Genomic DNA, 22,722 nt, shown 5'->3' with positions numbered 1-22,722 from the left:
GGATCGATTGATTCGATATTAAGCAAAACAGCTTGATTTAGTGAACGCTAAAGAACAAAATACCCAACTCAGATAAATCTGTTAATGAATTCTATTTGGTAGAAAGCAAGGCAAAACGTAAGACCTAGCAAGTATCCATAAACAGTTGTGCTGGCGACCATAGCAAGAGTGAACCACCTGATCCCTTCCCGAACTCAGAAGTGAAACCTCTTAGCGCTGATGGTAGTGTGGGATTACCCATGTGAGAGTAAGTCATCGCCAGCTCATTATTCCAAAATCCCCCTCCGCTAAGGCAGAGGGGGATTTTTTTGTGCGTGGAATTTTAGATAAGATATTTAACATATCTATATCTCAAAGTTGATCAGATTCTTCTGAGACAGAGAATTCCTGTTAATTTGTTTGACCTATTGGGATCTCTGTAAAACTAGCGCTATAAGAGTTTACAAGCTGATCTTGTAAATTTTGGCACATAAAAAACCAGCGAATCGCTGGTTTTTTATGGCAGGGTATTTTTACCGAACACGCATATCACGACTGTAGTTAATATTTTCTAAATATGCTTTCATAGCAGAAATTTCAATAGGTATTATTTAATAACTACTAATTATCAAAGCTTTACATCAAATAGCCTAAGCATTATTAATTTAATTAGCTTAAATCAGTAATTATAGAGAGTCTTTCAGCATTTTTTTATGCTGTTTTACTTGTTTGGCATAACGTTTACCTTGTTTACGCATTTTACGATTATTTTCATAACCCGATGGACCTACATTATAATAGGCAAGCGCTTTCTTCCAGTCACCGGATGATTGATTATATTTAGAAAGAATATATGTACCACATTGGATATTACTGCTTTCATTGTATAAATCACCTGGACAAGTTTGTTGCCAATATCTCGGAATCACTTGCATCAAGCCTACCGCACCTGCTGGCGAAGTTGCCTGGCTACGATAAGTAGATTCCTGACGGATCACAGCCGCCACTAGAAGCGGATCTACACCCTGATTTTGTGCATGTTGAACAATTAAAGGTGAAACACGATTAGCTGTACTGGATGGGGTGGAATAAGCAGTTTGAATGCCTTTAGATAGTTTAGCTGCGCGCTTTTCTACCGGCCCTCCGCCCAAGGATGAGCAACCCACAAAAAGAAAAGTGCTCAATAAAATAGAAGAAAATTTAAAAGAATGAGAATTAAATAGTGAACATTTAGATTTAATTGGATTTAATAGATGAGAAAAAAACAAACTGTGAATTCCATGCCTGAATAAACGTATTTTGATGTTAGGCAGCCTATATACAAGAGTCAAGCTTGCTGCTGATGAAAGCACTTTATTAATGTACAAATTTTATCTATCTACTAAAAAATCTCTAAGTTGAAAGGTTTTTCAGCATCCAGATTTCACAGGCTTCACTATGTCCGGTATTGCCTTGAGGATGATCAAGATGCTGAAAACCTAATTTTTCATAAAGTTTCACCGCTTGCCAAAGCGCTTTAGTTGTTTCTAGATAGACTGACTTAATCTGATGAGCCTGTGCAAATTCACAGGATAATTCTAAAATTTTCTTGGCAAAACCCTGCTGACGGATTTCAGGTAAAAAGTACATCTTCTGAATTTCTAAAATAGTTGCATCACCTTTTAAGGGCGCAATTCCACCACCACCGTAAATTTTATTTTGTTGATCTACAACAACCCAGTAAGCTGATTCCGGTTGCTGATAAACTTGATATAGTTCATCTAGAATAGAATCACCTACGGCAAAACCAGATTCTGCTGCCAGTCCAAACTCTTGGGAAACACCACGAATAATGCTTGCAATTTGAGCATTATCTTCAGGCTGAATGGGACGAATAGAGTACATATTGGACTGATTTTATTTTGAAAAAACGATGAATTTTTATAACGCTAAATGCTTAAAAAAGCCATCGTTTATTCAATTTAGATAAGTTTAATTCGCTATTTAATGAGCAATCATTATTTTAATTCGCTCGATGATTTTCCTAATTCCCGACGGGCAATAATCAGTTGCTGAATTTGCTGGGTGCCTTCAAAAATATCCAGAATCTTGGAATCACGCGCCCATTTTTCCAAAAGTTCAGTTTCGTTATAACCAATGGCTGCTGCCAGTTCGACACATTTTAAGGTAATTTCATTACCGATCCGACCGGCCTTGGCTTTGGCAATAGATGCTTCACGTGAATTTGGTTTGTGATTATCGGCCATCCAGGCGGCTTTCAGCATCAGCAAGCGTGCTGCTTCCCATTCAGCTTCCATATGATAGATTTGTGCTGCGATATTAGAGCTTTGTAAATACGGTGTGGCATAAGTGGAGTCCAGCTGATCCTTAAAAATCTCCTTGATGCGTTCCAGCGAGGCTTTCGCACAACCAATCGCCATGGCGGCGACCAGCGGGCGAGTATTATCAAAGGTTTCCATCACGCCAGCAAAGCCTTTAGCAACATCGATTTCTGCATGACCGAGCAGGTTTGCTGCAGGTACTCGACAGTTGATAAAGCTAATCGTGGCAGTATCGGATGATTTAATCCCTAATTTATGTTCCAGTCGTTCAACCTTCATTCCTGGAGTACCTTTGGTCACCACAAATGATTTAATGGCTGATCGTCCCAGCTTTTTATCCAGAGTGGCCCAAACGACCACTGCATCAGCACGATCTCCGGATGTTACAAAAATCTTCTCACCATTCAGAATATAGTCATCACCGTCTTTAGTCGCAGTGGTACGAATCGCCGCAGAGTCTGAACCACAGCCTGACTCGGTAATCGCCATGGCTGCCCAAGCCCCGTGAAAACGCTGTAATTGTTCCTCATTGGCAACGGCTGCAATGGCTGAGTTTCCTAATCCTTGACGTGGCATCGAAAGTAATAAACCAGTATCGCCATAACACATTTCAATAATGCTCAGGGCGGTAGACATATTAATGCCATTTTTATTGCTGCTGTCTGCATCGCCACGTTTATTGACTGCTGCACCTGCATTCATGCCTTCACTACCTTGGTTCATGCCATCCACGACTGAAGCGAGCATGTCTAGCTCTATCGGATAAGCGTGTTCAGCCTTGTCATATTTACGTGAAATAGGGCGCAAAACATTGAGGGCAACTTCATGTGCTTGATCAATCAAAAGCTTGAATTTTTTTGGAGTTTGTAGATTCATTATTGTTCTTCTTTATGTTTTGATCAGGCATGCAAGCCAGAATGGAGAATGGCAGTGGCTCTCAGGTCTCTATACCAGCGTTCTACCGGATGTTCTTTGGTGAAACCATGACCACCCAAAATCTGTACACCATCGGTGCCGATTTTCATGGATTTTTCTGCGCAGAGCAGACGGGCCAGATAGGCTTCACGATGAAAGTTTTGTCCCGATTCAGCCAGACTAGCGGCATTCATGATCAACATTTGCATAGCGTCAATTTCAATGGCCATATCAGCAATCATAAAGGCGACACTCTGACGATGAGAAATCGGTTCGCCAAAGGCAATACGGTCATTGGCGTATTGCACACAGTATTTTTTGACTGCTTCACAGGTGCCCACCGCCATCGCACACCACATTAAATTACCCAGATCAACAAAAGCTGCATAATCAAAATCTTTATCTCCCAGACGTTGAGCTGGAGTATTTTCAAATTTGAGCGTAACGGTTTCAGTGGCCTTTAAACCCATAGCCGGCGATTTTTTCGCAGTGATGGTACTGTCGCGTTGCACCACAAAGACCTCAGCTCTGCCATCCAGATCAGCACTGACCAGATACAGATCGGCACTTTCTCCCAAGAGCACTAAGGTCTTTTCACCCAGAATTAGATAATGTCCCTGATGTGCAACAGCCTTGGTTTTAAGTTGCTCCGGGTTAAACGCTGCTGTTTTTTCCTGTACTGCAAAGGTGGCCTTTAACTCAGGATTCTCTGCGAAAGCGCCCAGATATTCTGCCTGAATCTGCTCTGAGCCCCAGCGGGTAATGGCGTTAATGACACTAAAAGTCGAAAGTAAGCCAGCCGTCAGACTGAAATCACCCTGAGCCAAATGTTGAGCGATTAAAATATTGCTGACGATATTCTGTTCCGATGCAACGCCCCCCAATGCTTCAGGCAGGGCATAGAAATTCAAACCTAAATCAGTGCTGTATTGCGAGAGTTCATGGGGAAATAATTCATGCTGATCTGCATTATGCGCCAAGGGATACAGCACCTCTTGGGCAAATTGCTGCATGGCATTACAGGTCATTTGCTGCTCTTCAGTCAGGTTTAGATCAAATAAGGATTTAGACTGATGCGGGAGACGTTGTTTTTGAATCTTCTGGCCAGATTTCAGGATTTTCTGGGTTTGACTCAGTGTTTTGAATCCTGCTTTTGAACTTTGATAAAGCGATTTTTCAACAAATTTACGCAGTTTTAATTGGTCTAATACTTCGCTACCCGCGATTTTGGTCAGTATGGACAAGCCAAATCCTTGGGCTTTATTCACCATATTATTCATTCTGATTATCCTAAAGGTGTTGTCACGTCATTTTTTTTAATACTGACATGCACTCAGAGATAAAACCATGTCATCCCTGACACGAATGATTGACAATTTTTAGGTTTCGGGGATTGAAGAAATGGAGGAATAAATTAATGAAAAATAAAAGAAAGATAAAAATATAAAAAATCGAATATGTCTAAAAATTGACCCGAATGACAAAATCATCCGGGTCTTTTTGATGCAGATTTTATTTTAAGAGAGATGATGTCTAATCATGGCACGCACATTGGTTTTGGCATCAATCACGGTCATAAAGGTATAGGCACCAATAAATTTACGGCTAATAAACATAAATTCTTTGGGTGGAACACTGAAATAACGTGAAGCCATAGATCTCGATGCCTGTTGCATCACACGGCTATGCAGCTGGCTTTTTTTCCAGTCATAGCGATTATGTTCATCCATGATGCCAGCTGGCAATTCTTGATTATTTAGCGGTGAACTAAACGCTTCGGTGGCCAGTAAAAAGACTTTGGCCATATCCGGTTTGATGCTTTGCGGAATCGAATCAAAAAACTCATAACCAGTCATCGCCTTGACCATCATATCCGAGTCATGATGATAGCCTGCCTGGATCAGGTTACGCGCAACACTGAGCAGATGCTGGTCAAACTGGCGGATCGCGCCAAAGTCGAGCAGAATGATCTTGTCGTGCACATCTGCGCCATTGCCCAGACGAACCAGATAATTACCAAAGTTCGGATCGGTTTGCATCTCGCCCCATTCGAAGATTTCACGCACTGCAATTTCCAGTGACGCTTCACCTAACAGGTTGCGGCGTTCTTGGGGCAGGGATAACATTACCGGGCTATTGATCGGCACACCACGTTCAAAAGTCATGCATAGCACACGATCTGAGCAATATTCATTAATAATGGTTGGGACGATATAACGAGGATCATCTTTTAAACGCGCCGCAAAACGACGCGTGGTATCTGCTTCAATCTGATAATTTACTTCACGGTGCATCATCTCACGGACTTCATCGAACCACTGGTCGAATTCGCGGGTCTGCGGCACGATGCGAGTCAATTTCAGCATGTTTTTAAACAGGCTCATATCCGAATCAATGGCTTCTGCCACACCCGGATACTGAATTTTTAACACCAGTTCCATGCCATCAGATTTTCGGGTAGCGCGATGTACCTGTGCCAAAGAAGCTGTGCCCAAAGGTTCATGATCAATGGTGAGATCGTCGAGTTTTGAACCGAGTTGTTGCTGTAACTGGGTCTTGATGGCTGGCCATGCCAATGCCACCGTCTGATTGTTCAGGGTATTTAGAGCTTGAGTGACTTCTTCTGGCAGAAAATGCTCACCATACAGTGCCATCATCTGGCCAATTTTAACGATAGAACCTTTTAGCTTGCCAATTTCTGCCACCAGATAATCAGCCTGTTCTTTCATGGCTTTTTTACGTTTCTGTTCTTTTTCTTCTTCACTTGAGAACATGGAGCTTGCACTAGAAGCCGCCCAACGCGTGCCTGCCAGCAAGGATGCCTTTGCGATCGATAAGCGTCGATCCATAGAGGAGGTTTTCAGTTGTTTAAGCTTATCGTTCTGATCTGACATGTAAACTCGATCCTTTCATCATCAGCATGAAGCAGAATAAATCATTGTAAGGGATAGTAGCGTTTCTGCACGTATTAAAAAAGTTTAAGCCGCTGAATTCATAGTAAAAGCTAGGCAAGCTTTCATTTATTCACCAACTTGTATCAGTTTAGACAGGGCATTATGCCATTTGAAATTGGATTTTTAATTCGGATCGTTGTTGTAACTGTTGTTTATTTGTTTGAATATGTTGATGAATCAGGCGCTGTACGCTGTCATGCATGAAGCCCAAAGCATAGCCTTTTACAATCACAATACTTGGCAAGCCAAAAAACAGATATTTAGCATCGTCCAATGTCGCATCGGTAAATACGCCATGTTGCACTAAGGTCGACTGCAAAAATACCTTTTCTTGCTGCACCTGACTGGAGGCTTTATCATTCCAGTAATTCTGGCGCATCGCCATAAGATTATTGTGCTTATAGCTCATAGATCTGGGCTCATTTGAAGATTGAATGCGGATTATATGTGGGTCATGGGCCAATTTTCAATTGTGCAACTGTTTTAATCTTTCATTCCGAGAAAGGCATAGGATTTTTGTCCGGACTGCGTTAATATCAGTGGATAATTTAAACAATATTGATTGTTAAACATTTATTGGGATTGTACCGGTTTCGGTCAAGGGGAAGTTATGCGTCTTGCATGGTTTTTAGTTGCAATTTTTGCGGGTACTTCGGTTCAGACACAAGCTGCTGTTGGGTATTCTAAGGAATATACACAGTGCATGAATTTTAGTTATGGTAATACACCCAAAGCTGAAAAATGCTTGGAAAAAGAGCTGAAAGTTCATAATAAACGTCTGAAGAAAAACTATAAAACTTATCTTAAATTGAATCCGAACCAGACCGCCGCCATTCGCAGTCAGCATGTATTGTGGGAGCGTAAACTGTCCCAGCAATGTAACTTTAGAATGTCAGGAAAATATGCCAAGCAGCAACAGGGTCAATGTATGCTGGCTTTGATCATGGATCAGGCTAATCTTTATCAATCTCGTTCTTATGCGTCCGGTTTTCGATAAATCATCATAGTATTAGCATCGGCATTTAACAGAAACATCCCTGAATAAAGTAAACATTTATCTGCATAATCGCTTACAAAAACAGGAATTTTATAATTTTTGTGGGCGTAGAGAATTCGTGTTTTTCATGCTTTAGCATTATAAAAGCAGGCAAAACAAGGTATCATAAGGCGTTTAAAAAAATGACCTTGGAGACGCCTTAAGTGGATCGACCGACTATTAGCCCTGAACATATGCAGGAAGCCGCTGAAAATTTAACCACCATTCGTGATTTTATTCGTTTTGGTGTGACAGCATTACGTCAATACGATGCACATTTGGGCCAAGGCACAGAAGATTATTTTGCTGAAAGTTCAGCGCTAGTGCTGCAAACCCTGTCGCTAGAATGGAAAGCGGACGCTGAAATTTTAGATGCCAAATTATTACCAAGTGAAAAAGCCGAATTTTTAAGTCTGCTGGAACGCCGTATTAATGAAAAAGTACCAACTTCATATTTATTGAACCTGGCTTACTTCGACGGTAAACCTTATTACGTTGATGAGCGCGTGCTAATCCCTCGTTCACCGATTGCTGAACTGATTCAGAACCGTTTTGCCCCGTATTTCCTGGGCGAACATGGTCAAATGGGTGAGGCAGTCAACAACTTGCCGGAAAACCCGAATCCAAAGACGCCTCAACGTATTCTAGATATGTGTACCGGTTCAGGCTGTATCGCGATTGCCTTGGCTTATGCTTTCCCTGAAGCGGAAGTGGATGCGACTGATATTTCCAAAGAAGCCTTAGAAGTTGCGCAAATCAATACTGAGCATCATGACAAGCAATATCAGATCGCATTGCTTGAATCGGATTTGTTCGAAAAAATTCCAGCCGAAAATCAATACGATTTAATCGTATCTAATCCGCCGTATGTCGATGCGGAAGATATGGCTGATTTGCCTGAGGAATTCCATCATGAGCCTGAGCTTGCGCTTGCTGCAGGTCAGGATGGTCTGGATCTGGTACGTAAAATGCTGGCTCAAGCTGCAGATTATCTGACTGAGAATGGCCTGATCGTGATCGAAGTGGGTAACTCAGAATGGGCAATGCGCCAAAACTTCAATTCGGTTGATTTCTACTGGTTGCAATTCCAGAAAGGTGGTACGGGTATCTTTGCATTGACTGCAGAACAATGCCGTACCTACCGTGATTTATTTATTCAGTCTATTGCATAAGGAGTCGTTTGACATGGCAGGTAATAGTATAGGGCAACTGTTCCGTGTAACGACTTGTGGTGAATCTCATGGTGTTGGCCTGATGGCCATCATCGATGGGGTTCCACCCGGCATTGAGCTGACTGAAGCTGATTTGCAAAAGGATCTGGACCGCCGTAAGCCGGGTACATCGAAATTTGCAACCCAGCGTAAAGAACCAGATGAAGTAGAAATTATTTCCGGTGTGTTTGAGGGTAAAACCACCGGTACTTCAATTGGTTTGTTGATTCGTAATACGGATCAAAAATCGAAAGACTACGGCAATATCGCGCAGACTTTCCGCCCGGGTCATGCCGACTATACCTATACCCAGAAGTATGGTTTTCGTGACTACCGTGGCGGCGGGCGTTCAAGTGCGCGTGAAACAGCAATGCGTGTTGCAGCGGGTGCAATTGCCAAGAAATTCCTTTTCGAGAAATTTGGTATTGAGATTCGCGGTCATGTAACCCAGATCGGTACAGAAAAAGCAGAGAAACTGGACTGGAACGAAGTTCCAAACAATCCGTTTTTCTGTGGCGATGTGGATGCAGTACCGCGTTTTGAAGCGCTAGTGACGTCTTTGCGTGAGCAAGGTACCAGTTGTGGCGCTAAACTGGAGATCATTGCATCTAAAGTGCCAGTCGGTTGGGGCGAGCCAGTCTTTGATCGTCTGGATGCTGATATTGCGCATGCCATGATGTCGATTAATGCCGTTAAAGGTGTCGAAATCGGTGATGGTTTTGGTGTCGCTGAACAGTTTGGTCATGAAAGCCGTGATGAACTCACCACAGAAGGCTTCCTGGCCAATCATGCTGGCGGTATTTTAGGTGGTATTTCTAGCGGTCAAGACATCCGTGTTGCGATTGCGTTGAAACCGACTGCATCTATCACCACGCCAGGTAAAACCATCAATATTGATCGTGAAGATACTGATGTGTTGACCAAAGGTCGTCATGATCCTTGCGTAGGTGTGCGTGCAACCCCGATTGCTGAAGCGATGCTGGCGATTGTGCTGATGGATCACTTCATGCGTCACCGTGCGCAAAATGCCGATGTTGTTGCGCCATTTGCACCGATTGAACCTAAATAATTTGCTTTAACTTTAAAGTGAAATTGTTTTAAAGTCAGACTCCAGTCTGACTTTTTTTATTTATAAAATGAATCACTATAAAAATATACGATTGGCGAGCAAAGCTGATGTTCAGCAACTTACTATGCTGATTAATACAGCTTATCGTACTCCGGGTGGATGGACGACTGAAGCAGGAATGATCCAGGGTAATCGTATTCAAGAAAAACAGTTATATGACTTGCTCAATTTAGAAAATTTTCAGCTCTTTGTGTTGGAAATTGATAATAAGCTTCTTGGTTGTATTGGCGTGAGCTTAGGACAGCAAGTAGCAGAGATTGGAAGCTTTGCTGTTGCACCTGCTGAGCAAAACTCGGGTTATGGCAAGCAATTATTGGACTTTGCCGAATCCCATATTTTCGAAATATTTAAAAAGAAAGTGATTCAGATGTCAGTATTAAATGTCCGTATTGAACTGCTGGCATATTATCAGCGCCGTGGCTATCAGCTGACTGAAAAGATTGAAGCATATCCACTGGGTCAAAATGTCGGAGAACCGTTGATTCCGTTACATTTGCTGATTTTAGAAAAAATCAGCAAATCAATATGATTAGTTGATGAAAATTCAAGCTTTTTACTGCTTAAATTGAGTAGTGGGAAAGCTCCTGAACATGCTAAGTTTTCTGTTCAGTCTAAGTGACTTAAGATTAGGCAGAAAACAGACCAGGATGTCATATGCTGCATATTATTTTAACTTCTTTATTTCCTCTCATCGGACTGATCAGCTTTGGCTATTTACTTAAGCGCAGGCAATGGTTGAGTGATGATTTTTGGCGAGGCGCAGAAAAGTTAAATTATTATGCACTGTTTCCGGTGATGCTGTTTTTAAATCTGGCCACTGCCAAGATTCAAATGGATGTCATTCAGGATGTAGTGCTTGTCGTATTTAGTATAATGGCTGTGGTCAGTATTGCACTGTATATTTTGTGTCATATTTACCAGATATCTTATGCGCGTTTCGGCGTCTATGTTCAGGGCTTGCTGCGCTTTAATACCTATATTGGCCTTGCTGCTGTTAGTGCCTTATTTCATCAGCAAGGTATGACCATCTTCGCGGTGATCATGGTGCTGTGTATTCCTTTGGTGAATATCTTATCGGTGCTGGCATTTACCCGTAGTCACGATATGCAGCTGAAAAAAATCATCCTGGATTTGTCTAAAAATCCATTAATTCTAGGCTGTATTGTGGGTGGTTTATTTAATCTTTCTGGTTTGTCACTCTGGACTGGAGCAGAGCAGTTTCTTAAACAGATTGCACTGTGCAGTTTGCCGCTCGGTTTGATGTGTGTGGGAGCAGCCTTACAGTTTCAGGGTTTTCAGCGTGATGTGTTGCCACTCAGCCTGATAACCTTTGGCCGCCTGTTCGGAATGCCGCTGATTGCATTTTTAGTGTGTAAAATTTTCCAGATTGATGCATTAACTACTCAGGTTTTGGTCTTGTTCTTTGCACTTCCTACCGCCTCAGCTTCGTATGTTTTAACCCGGGTATATGGCGGCGATAGCGAGTTAATGGCCAGTATTATCAGTGTACAAACAGTGGTCGCAGCAGTAAGCTTAGTACTGATGCTTTCTTGGCTTATCTAAAATTCTAAAATGGATAAGGAAAACTCTACATTTTGAATTATTAAAATAGCCTAAGCAAAAAAAAGGTTAAATTTTATTTAAGCGTCAAAAGCAAATAAGTCTTAGAATTTTATAAAAGGTAGAACTTACTCGTTTCACTTACGACAGCAAAATCTAAAAATTTGATATCTAGGCAATATCCTCCATCACACATGTATGCCCTTAATTAAAAAAGAATCACAGATAAATTCACGTGAATTAACATAAATAAAAACTGTGTTTTTCCTAAAAATGGTATATAAATTGCTCATGATAATAAAACATTATTGCAGGAGAGAAATGCTTCTGCATTCGCCGAAGGAGCAAGGTCCCAGGAAACTCTCAGGCAAAAGGACTGTGATAATGGATAAAGACTCTGGAGAGAAGTGTTGAATCACTCACCGAAGGGGAAGGTGGCCGCATTGATGTGCAATGTATCTACCGAAGCTCTCAGGTACACATGACAGATGGGAGAAGACATCAATATAATCAAGGAGGTGTCTATGCGTCATGTCGTGGTGATTGGGGCCGGTATTACCGGAGTAACCACAGCTTATGAGCTTGTGCTATCAGGCTATCAAGTGACCGTGGTTGATCGGCATCTTTATCCGGCAATGGAAACATCCTTTGCCAATGGCGGCCAGCTTTCTGCTTGTAATGCCGAAGTATGGAACCAGAAAGCCACGGTACTAAAAGGCATCAAATGGATGTCACAAAAAACCGCACCACTTTTGCTCAATCCTTCTTTCAGTGTGCATAAATACAGCTGGCTCATGGAATTTCTGGGCAATATCAAACATTATGAAGCCAATACCCGAGAGACTGTACGGCTGGCTTTACTGGCAAGAGCACGCTTATTTGAAATTGCCGAAACAGAAAATATTGATTTCAATTTAGAAAAACGCGGCATTTTACATTTTTATCATAACAAAACGGATTATGATGTTGCGATCAAAGTCAATGATCTGTTGTGTAGCGGTGGTCTGGAGCGCAATGCAATTTCCAATGCAGAAATTAAGCAGATCGAACCTGCATTAACTGGCGATTATTATGCGGGATTTTACTGTCAGAGCGATGCCACCGGGGATATTCATAAATTTAGTGCCGGTCTGGCCAAAGCCTGTATGCAAAAAGGCGTGAAATTCGAATTTGGTCAAGATGTTTTCGCTGTTGATTATCAGCCTCAGAATATTCGGGTTAAATGCAAACCCAGTACTGAAAATGTTCATTCCTCTTCAGACGATGTGCTAGAAATTAATGCAGACGCCATTGTGGTCTGTGCCGGGGTTGGCAGTTATCAACTGGCTGAGATTCTTGGTGAGCGGGTCAATGTCTATCCAGTCAAAGGCTACTCGATTACCGTGCAACTGAATGATGAACAGAGCCAAAACAACGCACCTTGGGTCAGTCTGCTAGATGAAAGCGCCAAAATTGTCTTGTCACGTCTAGGCAAGGATCGTTTGCGTGTTGCAGGAACAGCCGAGTTTAATGGCTATAACCGGGATATTCGTGCAGACCGGATTCAACCTTTAATTGACTGGACCAATCGTAATTTTGATCTGTGTACCGAACATGTCGTGCCTTGGGCTGGTTTACGCCCCATGATGCCAAATATGATGCCTGTGGTACGCCGTGGCAAACATGAGCGGGTCTTTTACAATACCGGGCATGGTCATCTGGGCTGGACTTTATCAGCTGCAACGGCTGCAATGATCAGTCAGGAAATTGCGCAATACTATCCTGCTTAAATTGATAGCCCGCTTGCGGGCTATTTTTTACACCAAAAATCTCATTTTATATAACGATAAATTATAATATTTTTCAAAATAAATCAATCATATAGTCGATAAATACCGGTAAAACGTTCACAGCCTTTTTGCTGGCTACTGACCGCTAAAATGGCTTTACTATAGTTAAACTCATAGCGGCAGTCATTTTCGTTATCGGTGATCTGGTTTTTTGTCTCAGGCGTAGTATAGGCTAAAAAAGGAATGATCTGTTTCTCGGTCCGGTTATTCGGATTACGATAGGCTAGGCCTTCAATCTTGATCCGGTCTTTGGTCAGTTGATGAATCTTGAGATGTACAGGCTGCTTGGCGATTTGTCCCTGTTCAAACTTAATATAATGCTGGGTCAGACTTTGATTCAGTGAAATATAGACATTTAAATCATCTAAACGCCATTCAAACTGCTGTTTAAAACAGTCTAGCGTTTTGCATTGCTGTAAACGGGTCGCCCATAATTGTTGGCTATCTTGCAATAAGCGCACAGGCGCATCGGTAATCAGAAAAGCAGTAAAGTATTGGTCTGCGAGTTTTGCACGAGATTCAGCCAGCGATGCTGAGCAGACTTTATTCATGGCAGCCGTTTTTTGGCTGTCATCGCTACAGTTTAGTGTGATCGCCGAGCTACCTGTAGAAATCATCCCCAGACCGAGCATCAGGCCAATTATTTTCAACATATTTATATCAGTTTTCAGTAGCATGATCGCTTATACTTTCACTGTGTTACGCTTGGTCTAACTATAGCGAAATAGAAAGCAAGTGTACAAGATTTCAATGGGCTATTTCTAAAGGATGTATAAGGTGATTGCACAAATTCGTATTGGCCAGGGTCTGGATGTGCATGCATTTGAAGAAGGTGATTTTGTCACTCTGGCAGGCATTCAAATTCCGCATACTCACGGTCTGAAAGCACATTCGGATGGTGATGTGGTTCTGCATGCACTCTGTGATGCTTTGTTGGGTGCATTGGCGCTTGGAGATATTGGCCAGCATTTTCCGGATACAGATCCTGAGTTTAAAGGTGCAGATAGTCGGGTACTACTCAAGCATGTTTATCAGCTGATTCTGGATCGTGGTTATCGCCTGAATAATGCCGATATTACCGTGGCTTGTGAACGTCCAAAACTGGCTAAGCACAATCTGGCGATGCGTCAAAGTATTGCAGATGTCTTGGATGTTGATGTGACTCAAATCAGTATTAAAGCCACCACCACTGAACAGTTAGGTTTTACCGGTCGTCAGGAAGGCATTATGTCCATGGCAACCGTGCTGTTAAGCCACAGTAAATAAAATCAGGCAAAATAATTTGGATTAATCAGGGAAAGTTCCAGTTCCTGCGTTGCTTTACGACCTTGTAGCTGTAGGGCAACCGCATGCATTAAACCGGTCCAGGTTTCATTTGGTTCCCAGATCTGATGCAAGTGTTCTTGTGCTGTAGGCATATCGATATCCATATAGTACTGACGATATAAGTACATCAGACAGCTGACATGGTAGTTTTGCGAACAATGTACCCAGACCATTTGCTCTTTTACCAGATGATCAATCAGATCCAGTACCAGCAGGCATTGATTGTCTGAAGGGGTTTCCCAGGAAATCGGAACCTGAATATAGTTCAGTCCCAGCTCAAGGCAAATTTTATCTTCATGTGGCAGATACTGTTCGCTATCGGTTAGCGCCACATTGATGACAGTAGATACACCGTATTCTTTCATCAGCTTTAATTGGGCAGTGGTCGGTTGACCGGAGCTAAACAGATGTTCGTGTATGAACTGAAAATTCTCAATCTGGCTTAATGCCGTTTCAATATCATTCATCAGATAAATTTTCCTTGTTCTAGAAATGCAAACGCCATCTTGGCGATGGCGTTGGTCAGATCATTTAACGATTAGGTAAAATGTCTTTCAATGCCTCATGCATGTCGAGTAAAACTTTTTCAGTCGTTTCCCAGTCGATACAGCCATCCGTAACGGATTGACCGTATTCCATATCATTCAGGTTCGCCGGAATGTCCTGACGACCACCCTTAAGATGACTTTCTACCATAATACCAACAATTGACTTGTTTCCATCAAGAATTTGTTCGGAAATGTTTTTAAGTACAAGTGGTTGCAGGTACGGGTCTTTGTTAGAGTTGGCGTGGCTGGCATCAATCATGATCTTGGTGCTGACTTTGGCCTTGGCTAGAGCAGCTTCTGCATCGGCAACCGAGCCTGCATCGTAGTTCGGTTTGCCATTACCGCCACGCAGTACCACGTGAGCATAAGGATTGCCTGAAGTGCGAATCACAGCCACCTGACCCTGATCATTCAGACCGAGGAAGCTGTGACCATGTTTCACAGATTGCATCGCATTGGTCGCGACCGTTAAACCGCCGTCAGTACCATTTTTAAAGCCGACTGGTGAAGAAAGACCAGAAGACATTTCACGATGGGTCTGGCTTTCTGTGGTACGTGCACCAATCGCTGACCATGAAATCAGGTCTTGGTAATACTGTGGCGAGTTTGGATCAAGTGCTTCAGTGGCACATGGCAAGCCCATTTCATTCAGTTCAAGTAATAGCTTGCGACCGATACGCAGACCTTTTTCAATATTGAATGAATCATTCATGTCTGGGTCATTGATCAGACCTTTCCAACCTACGGTAGTACGTGGTTTTTCAAAATAAACCCGCATCACGATATATAAGCTGTCTTTAACTTTTTCGCTCAGCACTTTTAAACGCTCAGCATATTCATGCGCCGCCTCTGGATCGTGAATAGAACAAGGGCCAATTACAACGAACAGGCGTTTGTCTTCACCATCCAGAATTTTACGAATCGTTTCACGACCATGCAGTACGGTTTGATAAGCAGTTTCAGTCAACGGTAACTCTGCTTTAAGCTCGGCAGGGGTTACAAGAGGAATCATGCTGTGGATATTCACGTCATCAATATCTGATGCTGAAATAGGATTTGACTGTTGTGTATTCATTGCCGTCACTGGTTCGATCATACAAAAGGTTGTTTAATAGCCCGAATATAACATGAATGATGCGTCACTTTGTTATAAAAAAGATGAATACTTCTTTGAAAAAAAAGTGATGAATCGGATAGTTAACTTAAACGGACGGGGAATTTTGGCTCATGATTATCATTGCTGTTTCAGCAGGTTGGGCCGGTTTTGATTTCACAGGATTAATCATGAAATTTACACCGAGGGCAAATAGGGTGATACCTAAAATTTTGCGGATCAGTTTTTCCGGCATACGTGAACTAAGCAAGGTCCCCACAATAATTGCCGGAATAGAACCCACCAATAACCACATGAGTAGCATGAAATCGACATTGCCTGAAGACATATGACCCAGCCCTGCAACCAGGGTCAGTAACACTGCATGCACAACATCTGAGCCAATGATACGAATCATCGGCAGATTCGGGAACATCACTACAAGTGCCATGATGCCAAATGCGCCGGCACCCACTGAAGAGAGCGTGACAAATATGCCCAAGATAATGCCCATGATGATAATGGCTACGCGCTTTTCCTTGGCTTGCAGCTTTACTTTTTCCAGATCTTGGGTCATATCCGGTAGTTCTTGTTTTCTGTATTTATTAAAAAGATTTTCGATCTGGTTACGAAACAGAATGGATAAGCCGGTAATGGTTAGCATAAAGCCCAATACCATGGTCAGGACGGCCTTGTAATGCGTTGATTGGCTCAGATAGTTATCAAGAACCCAATGTGTTGCAAAAGATGCGGGAATACTGCCAACGGCCAGCCAGATCACAATCGGCCAGACAATATTCATTTTCTTGGCATGCACAAACGAGCCACAGAATTTAGAAATCGCGGCATAGAGCAGGTCAGTACCAATCGCGATATGCGGTTCAATCCGGAATAAACTGATGAGAATTGGCGTCATTAATGAACCACCACCGACACCGGTGACACCTACACAAAAACCTACCAGAACGCCTGCTAAAATAAATTCAATCGGACCAAACATGCATATATGCCAAAATCAAAAAACGAGCATATCTTATGACTTTCGGATATAAGTCGTTGTCTTGATTATTGATTTACTTATGCATAAAAAAGATAAAGCTAGGTGAAGAATATTAGGTAATCTTTCATGTTTATTCACTGGGTTATGTATAAAGTGCGAATATGATGATTGATTTTAACTGTCCGATTTGCCCCCATTTCTGTCTAATTGAATGTACCTGTAAATGTCGATTTAATTCTTGTTATGCAAGCTCGATCATTGACTAAGTCATTCTAAATGGTGAGTTTCTTAAAATTAGAAGATGCTTAAGCTTGTTCCTGAATAAGCACAGGATTATGTTAGAATCCCGATTCAATAAATTTCCATGCGGATCTGAGAGGAAACCCACTTGCTAAATCGAAAACTTAAAATTGGAATCGTGGTCGGTGAAGTCTCTGGAGATACGCTTGGCGCAAAATTGATTCGCCGTTTTCGTGAGCAAGGTATTGATGCTGAATTTGAAGGTATCGGTGGTCCACAAATGATCGCGGAAGGCTTTAAAAGCTATTATCCGATGGATATTTTATCGGTGATGGGCATTGTCGAAGTTTTAAAAGATATTAAAAAACTGTTTGCTGTGCGGGATGGTCTGGTGGAAACCTGGACTAAAGATCCGGTCGATATTTTTATCGGGATTGATGCGCCTGATTTTAACCTGCGTTTGTCAAAAACCATTAAACAAAAACAGTTACCGATTAAAACCGTGCAATACGTCAGTCCTTCGGTCTGGGCATGGCGTCAAGGCCGTATACATGGCATTAAAGCCAGTATTGATCTGGTGCTGTGCCTGTTTCCATTTGAAAAAGCGTTCTTTAAAAAATGGGATGTTCCTGCAGCTTTTGTCGGACATCCGCTCGCTAGCCAATTGCCGCTTGAAAATCCAATTCTGGAGGCTCAGACAGAATTAGGCCTCGATCCACATCAGAAATATATTGCATTATTACCGGGAAGCCGCCGTGGCGAGATTGAGTGTTTGGGACCTTTGGTTCTGGATGCAGCTAATATTCTGCATCACAAATATCCGGATTATACCTTTCTGATTCCTGCGATTAATGATGCACGCAAGCAGCAAATCGAAAGTTTACTGGCCACTTATCCTGAGAGCTTAAAAACCCAAATTCGCTTGATGGAAAATACCAGCGCTGAATCCAAAATTGGCCGTCAGGTCATGAATGCATCCAATATTATTGCACTGGCGTCTGGAACTGCAACGCTTGAAGCGATGTTGCTGCACCGTCCGATGGTGACTTTTTATAAATTGCACTGGCTGACCTATCGAATTGCGAAGCTACTGGTCAAAATCCCTTATTTTTCATTGCCAAATATTATTGCTGGCAAAAAAGTGATTCAAGAACTCATCCAATCCGCTGCTACACCTGAAAATCTGGCAGCTGAAATTGAAAAACTGATGGATATTGAAGCAGCGCAGATTCAGGTTATGCAGCATATCACCATGCACAAGCAGCTACTTTCTGGCAATAGCGAAGATCCGGTCACAGCAGTATTGGCATTAGTCCAGTAATTTTAGTCTGGTAATAAAGACTGGTTCTTCTGACAATTCAGCCGGTATTGGGTCGGCGTCTGTTCAAACTGTTTTTTAAAACTTTGACTAAACGCCGTCTCGGATGAATAACCAACCAGATAAGCGATCTGCTGGATACCAAATCCACTATTTCTCAAATATTGCGCTGCCAGACGCAGGCGGTGCTGTTGCAGATAGGCAAGGGGCGGTTCACCGACAATCTGGGTAAATAACTGGGCGAATTTAGAACGTGACATATGACATTGTTCGGCCAGACTTTCTACAGCCCAAGACTGTTCAGGTTTGCCATGAATCGCCGCCAGTGCATTGGATAGTTCCGGATGCGAAAGAGCATTCAGCCAGCTCGAGGCATTTTCCAGGTTTAAAATATAATCACGTACGCATTCAATCAGTAAAATACTGACCAGATGATCCAGAATCTTGTCACGTCCGGGACGAAGCTGCTGGGTTTCCAGTGCCAGAAACTGCAAGCCAACCTGTAACCATTCTGGCGCCGTATCACCCAGAATATGTTGAATATGCAGGTATTTAGGTAATGCACTCAAAAGAGGTTTGGCCATCTGGATATCCAAGCTAGAACGAATAGCCAGTATGAAACTATGCTCCGCCGAATTTTCCCGATTGAGATCAATACATTGCTGTGCATTGCTCTGAAAATAAGGATTAATCGCATGGTGCTCAGAAAAATCGGCATTGTCTGGGCAGGAAACATGATGGGCAGAACCTGCAGGTAATAGCACCAGATCACCTTGCTGCAGCTCCAGCCGATCACCATTCATAAACTTTAATTGGGCCTGTCCCTGTAACAGGATATAGGCCAGCATAAAAGGCTCATGCTGATAATCAAAGCCGCCTGGATGAAATACATTCAGATAAAGATATTCCGATTTTTCCAGATGAATATCATCAAAAATTTTACTTAAAGCATCCATGCCTAACTCTATTCTTCTGTTTTATTTCATTTAATTGACTATAAATATTTTAAATTTGTGCTTGTAGGCCAGAATTTGGCAGCATGTGCCAAAGACGCTGACATAGGTTTTCTGGACGTTGAATACTGTTCGCTGCTGCTGAAATATTCAACTATAAGTGCAGAGTAACATAAAAAAGGAAGGTCGCAATGAATGCCCCTGCACAAATCCAGAAAGCGCAGTTTACGCAGGAAGCGTCGGCACTAAAAGGTGTAAAGCTGGATAAAAAACGTTTTGGCTGGTTGCTCAGCCCAAGTCTGCCTGTGATCGGAATGGGAATTCTGGCTGGTTATCATTTTGGTCCCAAAGCCACTCAAAAAATCTTTGCCATGGGCGGGCCTTTATTACTGCATGTAATCATTCCGACATTGGACGCACTGATTGGCGATGATGCCAATAACCCAAATGATGAGCAGATCAAGGCACTGGTTAACGATCCTTATTATGACCGCATTGTAAAAGCATTTATTCCCTTGCAAATGGCAGCCAATGCCTTTGCCGGTTATGTCGTAAGCCGGCCAAATGTGTCTTTGTTGGATCAGGTACTGCTTGGAGTTTCTATGGGTGCGATTAATGGTGTGGGGGTGAATACCGCACATGAACTCAGCCATCGTCCCCAGAAAAAAGACCATTACTGGTCTCATGCCAGCCTGATGCCTTTGGGCTATAACCATTTCCGGATCGAACATCCTTATGGACACCATAAACGGGTGGCGACACCAGAAGATCCGGCATCTTCAAAAATGGGTGAATCTTTTTACCGTTTCTGGCCACGTACCGTAATAGGCGGATCAAAATCTGCAATCCAGATTGAAAAAAGACGGCTCGAGCGTAAGGGACTGAAATTCTTTAATCAGGAAAATGAGCTGTTTCATGGTTGGGCCATGAGTGCCGGCTATCATGCCTTGATGCTAAAGGCGTATGGCAAGAAAATTATTCCTTATACACTGACACAGGCATTTTATGGCGTTAGCCTGTTTGAGATTGTGAATTATATCGAGCACTACGGACTGAAACGTGGACAGAAAGCGGATGGCAGTTATGAGCGAACCTTGCCGGAACATAGCTGGAATAACAACAATATCGTAACTAATCTGTTTTTGTATCAGTTACAACGCCATTCTGATCATCATGCTTTTCCAAGCCGTCCATTTCAGGCGTTGCGGCATTTTGATGAAGCGCCAGAATTACCCAGCGGTTATGCAACCATGCTGATTCCAGCCTTGATTCCACCTTTATGGTACAAAATCATGGATCAGCGGGTATATCAGCACTATCAGGGCGATTTAAGTAAGGCTAATATCTTGCCTTCCAAGCGTGCCAAGCTATTTAAAAAATTTGGTGTAAATAACTCTACAGCTTAATGAATTACAAAATAAAAATGCGCCGATAAAGGCGCATTTTTTGATTAATTCTGCCTAGAACCAGTCGGCTTGCATATTCAGGCAAGTATCATCCAGATGCATCAGTAATTTGGCCTGATGTTCAATTTCAGGGAGTTCCCAGCGAATAAAATATTGAGCTGCCTGAATTTTCCCTGCCAGAAAAGTCTGATCTTCTGCCTGCGAAGATGTGCCAAACTTGAGTTGAGCCTGATTCGCCATTTCCAGCCATAGCCAGGCTAGGATGGTCTTACCCATCATATCCAGATACAGGCCTGAATTGGCCAAAGCTTCGCTGACTTTGCCTTGATGCAAGGCCTGGCCTAAAATCTGTGTAGTCTTTTGCACAGTGGCAAGATGCTGTTTATAGATCTTTGCGAGTTCCACTATCTTAGGTTCATGAATCTCTGACAAGGTCTTCTGGATGCGCTGCATGAGCAGATTGAGCCCTTTGCCATTATGCTGCCAGAGTTTACGTCCCAGCAGATCCAGAGATTGAATGCCGTAAGTTCCTTCATGAATCGGATTGAGCCGGTTATCACGGTAACATTGCTCCACCGGATATTCACGAGTATAACCCGCGCCGCCCAGGACCTGAATAGCCAGATCATTGGCTTTCGGACCATAGGCAGAAGGGAAAGATTTGACCACCGGGGTGATGAGATCAAGCAGAATTGCACTATCTTCATCTTGAGCTGCCTGAAGTTCATCAATTAATCGGGCTGCAAATAAGCAAAGTGCCAGCGAACCTTCTACATATGACTTTTGCGCCAGTAGCATGCGTTTGACATCGGTATGTTCAATGATATTTACTGGTTTCGAGTCAGGTGTTTTTTCATGAACTGGCCGGCCTTGCGGACGGTTTTTAGCATAATCCAGAGATTCCAGATAGCCACGATAACCAATCATGGCTGCGCCCAGACCGACACCCACACGTGCTTCATTCATCATCTTGAACATATATTTTAAGCCATGACCGGGTTCACCAATTAAATAGCCTAAGCAATTATCATTTTCTCCAAAGCTTAAAACTGTAGATGTAGTACCTCGATAGCCCATTTTGTGCAGTAAGCCAGCCAGCTGTACATCATTAGCTTCACCGAGTGAACCATCCTCGTTGGTTTTGAATTTTGGTACGATAAACAGGGAAATTCCTTTCACGCCTTGCGGCGCATCCTGAATCCGCGCCAAGACCAGATGCACAATATTTTCGCTAATGTCCTGATCGCCACCCGAAATAAACATTTTCTGGCCTTTAATTTTATAAATTCCATCTGCCTGAGGAATGGCTTTAGTGGTCAGATCGCCCAAAGAGGAACCTACATTCGGCTCGGTCATGGCCATGGTGCCGGCAAAGCGGCCACTCAACATATGTGGTAGGAATATCTGCTTTTGTTGTGGGGAGGCAAAAGCCTGGATCAGGTTCGCCGCAGCGGCTGTTAGAAAAGAATAAGCCACGGTGGACGGATTGGCCGACATGAAGTACGCATTGCAGGCCATATTCACCAAAGTAGGCAGTTGCATGCCACCATCTGCATAATCATGCTGGGCGCAAAGCAGGCCGGCATCGGCAAACTGTTGCCAGGCTGTCTTCACTTCATCAATGGTTTTGACCTGTTTTCCATCAAAGTTCGGTTCTTGTTGATCAGCTTTGGCATTATGCGGCGCAAAATAATCAGTCGCGATACCTTTTGCCGTTTCTAGAATACTGTCGAAAGTATTTTTGTCATGATCCTGATAGCGTTGCAGTTTAGTCAGCGCTTCAAGTTTGAATACGTCATAAAGTTGGAAATGAAGATCTTTATCATTAATCAGTTGGGTCACGGTACTGTCCTGAATGTGCAATCCTTGAGATAGCATCAAGACTAGCAGTTGCTTTTATTGAG

The 22,722-nt window shown here is 42.7% G+C and carries 21 protein-coding genes, 1 rRNA gene and 1 riboswitch; of the genes, 10 read left to right on the top strand and 12 right to left on the bottom strand.

From position 1 onward, the window contains the following. Positions 1-149: 149 nt before the first annotated feature. Positions 150-264: ribosomal RNA gene (gene rrf / locus BFN00_RS00215) — 5S ribosomal RNA — on the top strand. Between the two features lie 401 nt (positions 265-665). On the opposite strand, the gene BFN00_RS00210 is transcribed toward rrf, so the two are convergent. From BFN00_RS00210 to BFN00_RS00185, 6 genes are all read right to left on the bottom strand, one after another. Continuing rightward, a complete protein-coding gene (locus tag BFN00_RS00210) occupies positions 666-1,247 on the bottom strand; it encodes a lytic transglycosylase domain-containing protein (RefSeq protein WP_071850108.1) in 582 nt (193 codons plus the stop codon). Between the two features lie 124 nt (positions 1,248-1,371). Next, a complete protein-coding gene (locus BFN00_RS00205) occupies positions 1,372-1,863 on the bottom strand; it encodes a GNAT family N-acetyltransferase (RefSeq protein WP_005100090.1) in 492 nt (163 codons plus the stop codon). 113 nt (positions 1,864-1,976) lie between these two features. Continuing rightward, positions 1,977-3,176 carry an acyl-CoA dehydrogenase family protein gene (locus tag BFN00_RS00200; RefSeq protein ID WP_071850107.1) on the bottom strand — a complete coding sequence of 400 codons (1,200 nt, stop codon included), beginning with the start codon at positions 3,174-3,176 and terminating at the stop codon, positions 1,977-1,979. A 23-nt stretch (positions 3,177-3,199) separates the two neighbouring features. After that, entirely contained in the window at positions 3,200-4,486 is a 1,287-nt protein-coding gene (locus BFN00_RS00195; protein WP_171260746.1) for an acyl-CoA dehydrogenase family protein, read from the bottom strand. A 246-nt stretch (positions 4,487-4,732) separates the two neighbouring features. After that, a complete protein-coding gene (locus BFN00_RS00190; protein WP_071850105.1) occupies positions 4,733-6,109 on the bottom strand; it encodes an ABC1 kinase family protein in 1,377 nt (458 codons plus the stop codon). Between the two features lie 160 nt (positions 6,110-6,269). Beyond that, a complete protein-coding gene (locus BFN00_RS00185) occupies positions 6,270-6,578 on the bottom strand; it encodes a hypothetical protein (protein WP_004731213.1) in 309 nt (102 codons plus the stop codon). 201 nt (positions 6,579-6,779) lie between these two features. Between BFN00_RS00185 and BFN00_RS00180 the strand changes: the two genes are divergently transcribed. The 6 genes from BFN00_RS00180 to BFN00_RS00155 all read left to right on the top strand — a co-directional run bounded on the left by BFN00_RS00180 (position 6,780) and on the right by BFN00_RS00155 (position 12,874). Further along, the gene (locus tag BFN00_RS00180; RefSeq protein WP_071850104.1) at positions 6,780-7,166 is read left to right on the top strand and encodes a lysozyme inhibitor LprI family protein; all 387 of its coding nucleotides are present in this window, start codon (positions 6,780-6,782) and stop codon (positions 7,164-7,166) included. Positions 7,167-7,369: 203 nt separating this feature from the next. Next, positions 7,370-8,377 carry a 50S ribosomal protein L3 N(5)-glutamine methyltransferase gene (prmB, locus tag BFN00_RS00175; RefSeq protein WP_005246127.1) on the top strand — a complete coding sequence of 336 codons (1,008 nt, stop codon included), beginning with the start codon at positions 7,370-7,372 and terminating at the stop codon, positions 8,375-8,377. A 13-nt stretch (positions 8,378-8,390) separates the two neighbouring features. After that, on the top strand, positions 8,391-9,485 hold the full coding sequence (gene aroC / locus BFN00_RS00170) for a chorismate synthase (protein ID WP_005106805.1): 1,095 nt from the start codon (positions 8,391-8,393) through the stop codon (positions 9,483-9,485). A 67-nt stretch (positions 9,486-9,552) separates the two neighbouring features. Continuing rightward, on the top strand, positions 9,553-10,074 hold the full coding sequence (locus BFN00_RS00165; RefSeq protein WP_071850103.1) for a GNAT family N-acetyltransferase: 522 nt from the start codon (positions 9,553-9,555) through the stop codon (positions 10,072-10,074). 125 nt (positions 10,075-10,199) lie between these two features. Then, complete coding sequence (locus tag BFN00_RS00160) at positions 10,200-11,108, top strand: AEC family transporter (protein ID WP_071850102.1); 909 nt, start codon at positions 10,200-10,202, stop codon at positions 11,106-11,108. Positions 11,109-11,406: 298 nt separating this feature from the next. Next, a riboswitch (glycine riboswitch) is annotated at positions 11,407-11,494 on the top strand. Between the two features lie 135 nt (positions 11,495-11,629). Beyond that, entirely contained in the window at positions 11,630-12,874 is a 1,245-nt protein-coding gene (locus BFN00_RS00155; protein ID WP_071850101.1) for a D-amino acid dehydrogenase, read from the top strand. Positions 12,875-12,957: 83 nt separating this feature from the next. Here BFN00_RS00155 and BFN00_RS00150 read toward each other — a convergent pair whose 3' ends face one another. After that, complete coding sequence (locus tag BFN00_RS00150; RefSeq protein WP_005100107.1) at positions 12,958-13,611, bottom strand: A1S_1983 family putative colistin resistance protein; 654 nt, start codon at positions 13,609-13,611, stop codon at positions 12,958-12,960. 100 nt (positions 13,612-13,711) lie between these two features. Between BFN00_RS00150 and ispF the strand changes: the two genes are divergently transcribed. After that, positions 13,712-14,200: a 2-C-methyl-D-erythritol 2,4-cyclodiphosphate synthase gene (gene ispF, locus BFN00_RS00145; protein WP_005251989.1), complete on the top strand. Its 489-nt coding sequence runs from the start codon at positions 13,712-13,714 to the stop codon at positions 14,198-14,200. Between the two features lie 2 nt (positions 14,201-14,202). On the opposite strand, the gene BFN00_RS00140 is transcribed toward ispF, so the two are convergent. From BFN00_RS00140 to BFN00_RS00130, 3 genes are all read right to left on the bottom strand, one after another. Next, positions 14,203-14,727 (bottom strand): protein tyrosine phosphatase family protein, encoded by a 525-nt coding sequence (locus BFN00_RS00140; RefSeq protein ID WP_071850100.1) that lies wholly within the window; start codon positions 14,725-14,727, stop codon positions 14,203-14,205. A gap of 64 nt (positions 14,728-14,791) precedes the next feature. Next, complete coding sequence (locus BFN00_RS00135; RefSeq protein WP_213032097.1) at positions 14,792-15,883, bottom strand: 3-deoxy-7-phosphoheptulonate synthase; 1,092 nt, start codon at positions 15,881-15,883, stop codon at positions 14,792-14,794. A gap of 127 nt (positions 15,884-16,010) precedes the next feature. Then, positions 16,011-16,901, bottom strand: a complete 891-nt coding sequence (locus tag BFN00_RS00130; protein WP_071850099.1) for a sulfite exporter TauE/SafE family protein — start codon at positions 16,899-16,901, stop codon at positions 16,011-16,013. Between the two features lie 388 nt (positions 16,902-17,289). On the opposite strand from BFN00_RS00130, the gene lpxB reads away from it, so the two are divergent. Then, positions 17,290-18,462: a lipid-A-disaccharide synthase gene (gene lpxB, locus BFN00_RS00125; RefSeq protein WP_071850098.1), complete on the top strand. Its 1,173-nt coding sequence runs from the start codon at positions 17,290-17,292 to the stop codon at positions 18,460-18,462. A gap of 2 nt (positions 18,463-18,464) precedes the next feature. Here lpxB and BFN00_RS00120 read toward each other — a convergent pair whose 3' ends face one another. Next, positions 18,465-19,415 carry an AraC family transcriptional regulator gene (locus BFN00_RS00120; protein WP_071850097.1) on the bottom strand — a complete coding sequence of 317 codons (951 nt, stop codon included), beginning with the start codon at positions 19,413-19,415 and terminating at the stop codon, positions 18,465-18,467. 188 nt (positions 19,416-19,603) lie between these two features. Here BFN00_RS00120 and BFN00_RS00115 point away from each other — a divergent pair, with 188 nt between their 5' ends. Beyond that, entirely contained in the window at positions 19,604-20,818 is a 1,215-nt protein-coding gene (locus tag BFN00_RS00115; protein WP_071850096.1) for an alkane 1-monooxygenase, read from the top strand. A 54-nt stretch (positions 20,819-20,872) separates the two neighbouring features. Here BFN00_RS00115 and BFN00_RS00110 read toward each other — a convergent pair whose 3' ends face one another. Next, positions 20,873-22,696 carry an acyl-CoA dehydrogenase gene (locus BFN00_RS00110; RefSeq protein WP_082180534.1) on the bottom strand — a complete coding sequence of 608 codons (1,824 nt, stop codon included), beginning with the start codon at positions 22,694-22,696 and terminating at the stop codon, positions 20,873-20,875. Positions 22,697-22,722 lie beyond the last annotated feature (26 nt).

It is taken from the genome of Acinetobacter sp. AR2-3 (assembly GCF_001878775.1).
GTDB classification, from domain to species: domain Bacteria; phylum Pseudomonadota; class Gammaproteobacteria; order Pseudomonadales; family Moraxellaceae; genus Acinetobacter; species Acinetobacter lwoffii_D.
Note: the sequence above shows the minus strand (reverse complement) of the source record. Positions and strands in the feature narration are given on the sequence as shown.

Bases quoted from the DNA above. Each gene is read 5' to 3' on its own strand.
- BFN00_RS00205 (WP_005100090.1), bottom strand. From the start codon at position 1,863: ATGTACTCTATTCGTCCCATTCAGCCTGAAGATAATGCTCAAATTGCA.
- BFN00_RS00200 (WP_071850107.1), bottom strand. From the start codon at position 3,176: ATGAATCTACAAACTCCAAAAAAATTCAAGCTTTTGATTGATCAAGCA.
- BFN00_RS00195 (WP_171260746.1), bottom strand. From the start codon at position 4,486: ATGGTGAATAAAGCCCAAGGATTTGGCTTGTCCATACTGACCAAAATC.
- BFN00_RS00190 (WP_071850105.1), bottom strand. From the start codon at position 6,109: ATGTCAGATCAGAACGATAAGCTTAAACAACTGAAAACCTCCTCTATG.
- BFN00_RS00185 (WP_004731213.1), bottom strand. From the start codon at position 6,578: ATGAGCTATAAGCACAATAATCTTATGGCGATGCGCCAGAATTACTGG.
- BFN00_RS00180 (WP_071850104.1), top strand. From the start codon at position 6,780: ATGCGTCTTGCATGGTTTTTAGTTGCAATTTTTGCGGGTACTTCGGTT.
- aroC (WP_005106805.1), top strand. From the start codon at position 8,391: ATGGCAGGTAATAGTATAGGGCAACTGTTCCGTGTAACGACTTGTGGT.
- BFN00_RS00165 (WP_071850103.1), top strand. From the start codon at position 9,553: ATGAATCACTATAAAAATATACGATTGGCGAGCAAAGCTGATGTTCAG.
- BFN00_RS00160 (WP_071850102.1), top strand. From the start codon at position 10,200: ATGCTGCATATTATTTTAACTTCTTTATTTCCTCTCATCGGACTGATC.
- BFN00_RS00155 (WP_071850101.1), top strand. From the start codon at position 11,630: ATGCGTCATGTCGTGGTGATTGGGGCCGGTATTACCGGAGTAACCACA.
- BFN00_RS00150 (WP_005100107.1), bottom strand. From the start codon at position 13,611: ATGCTACTGAAAACTGATATAAATATGTTGAAAATAATTGGCCTGATG.
- BFN00_RS00140 (WP_071850100.1), bottom strand. From the start codon at position 14,727: ATGAATGATATTGAAACGGCATTAAGCCAGATTGAGAATTTTCAGTTC.
- BFN00_RS00135 (WP_213032097.1), bottom strand. From the start codon at position 15,883: ATGAATACACAACAGTCAAATCCTATTTCAGCATCAGATATTGATGAC.
- BFN00_RS00130 (WP_071850099.1), bottom strand. From the start codon at position 16,901: ATGTTTGGTCCGATTGAATTTATTTTAGCAGGCGTTCTGGTAGGTTTT.
- BFN00_RS00120 (WP_071850097.1), bottom strand. From the start codon at position 19,415: ATGGATGCTTTAAGTAAAATTTTTGATGATATTCATCTGGAAAAATCG.
- BFN00_RS00115 (WP_071850096.1), top strand. From the start codon at position 19,604: ATGAATGCCCCTGCACAAATCCAGAAAGCGCAGTTTACGCAGGAAGCG.
- BFN00_RS00110 (WP_082180534.1), bottom strand. From the start codon at position 22,696: ATGCTATCTCAAGGATTGCACATTCAGGACAGTACCGTGACCCAACTG.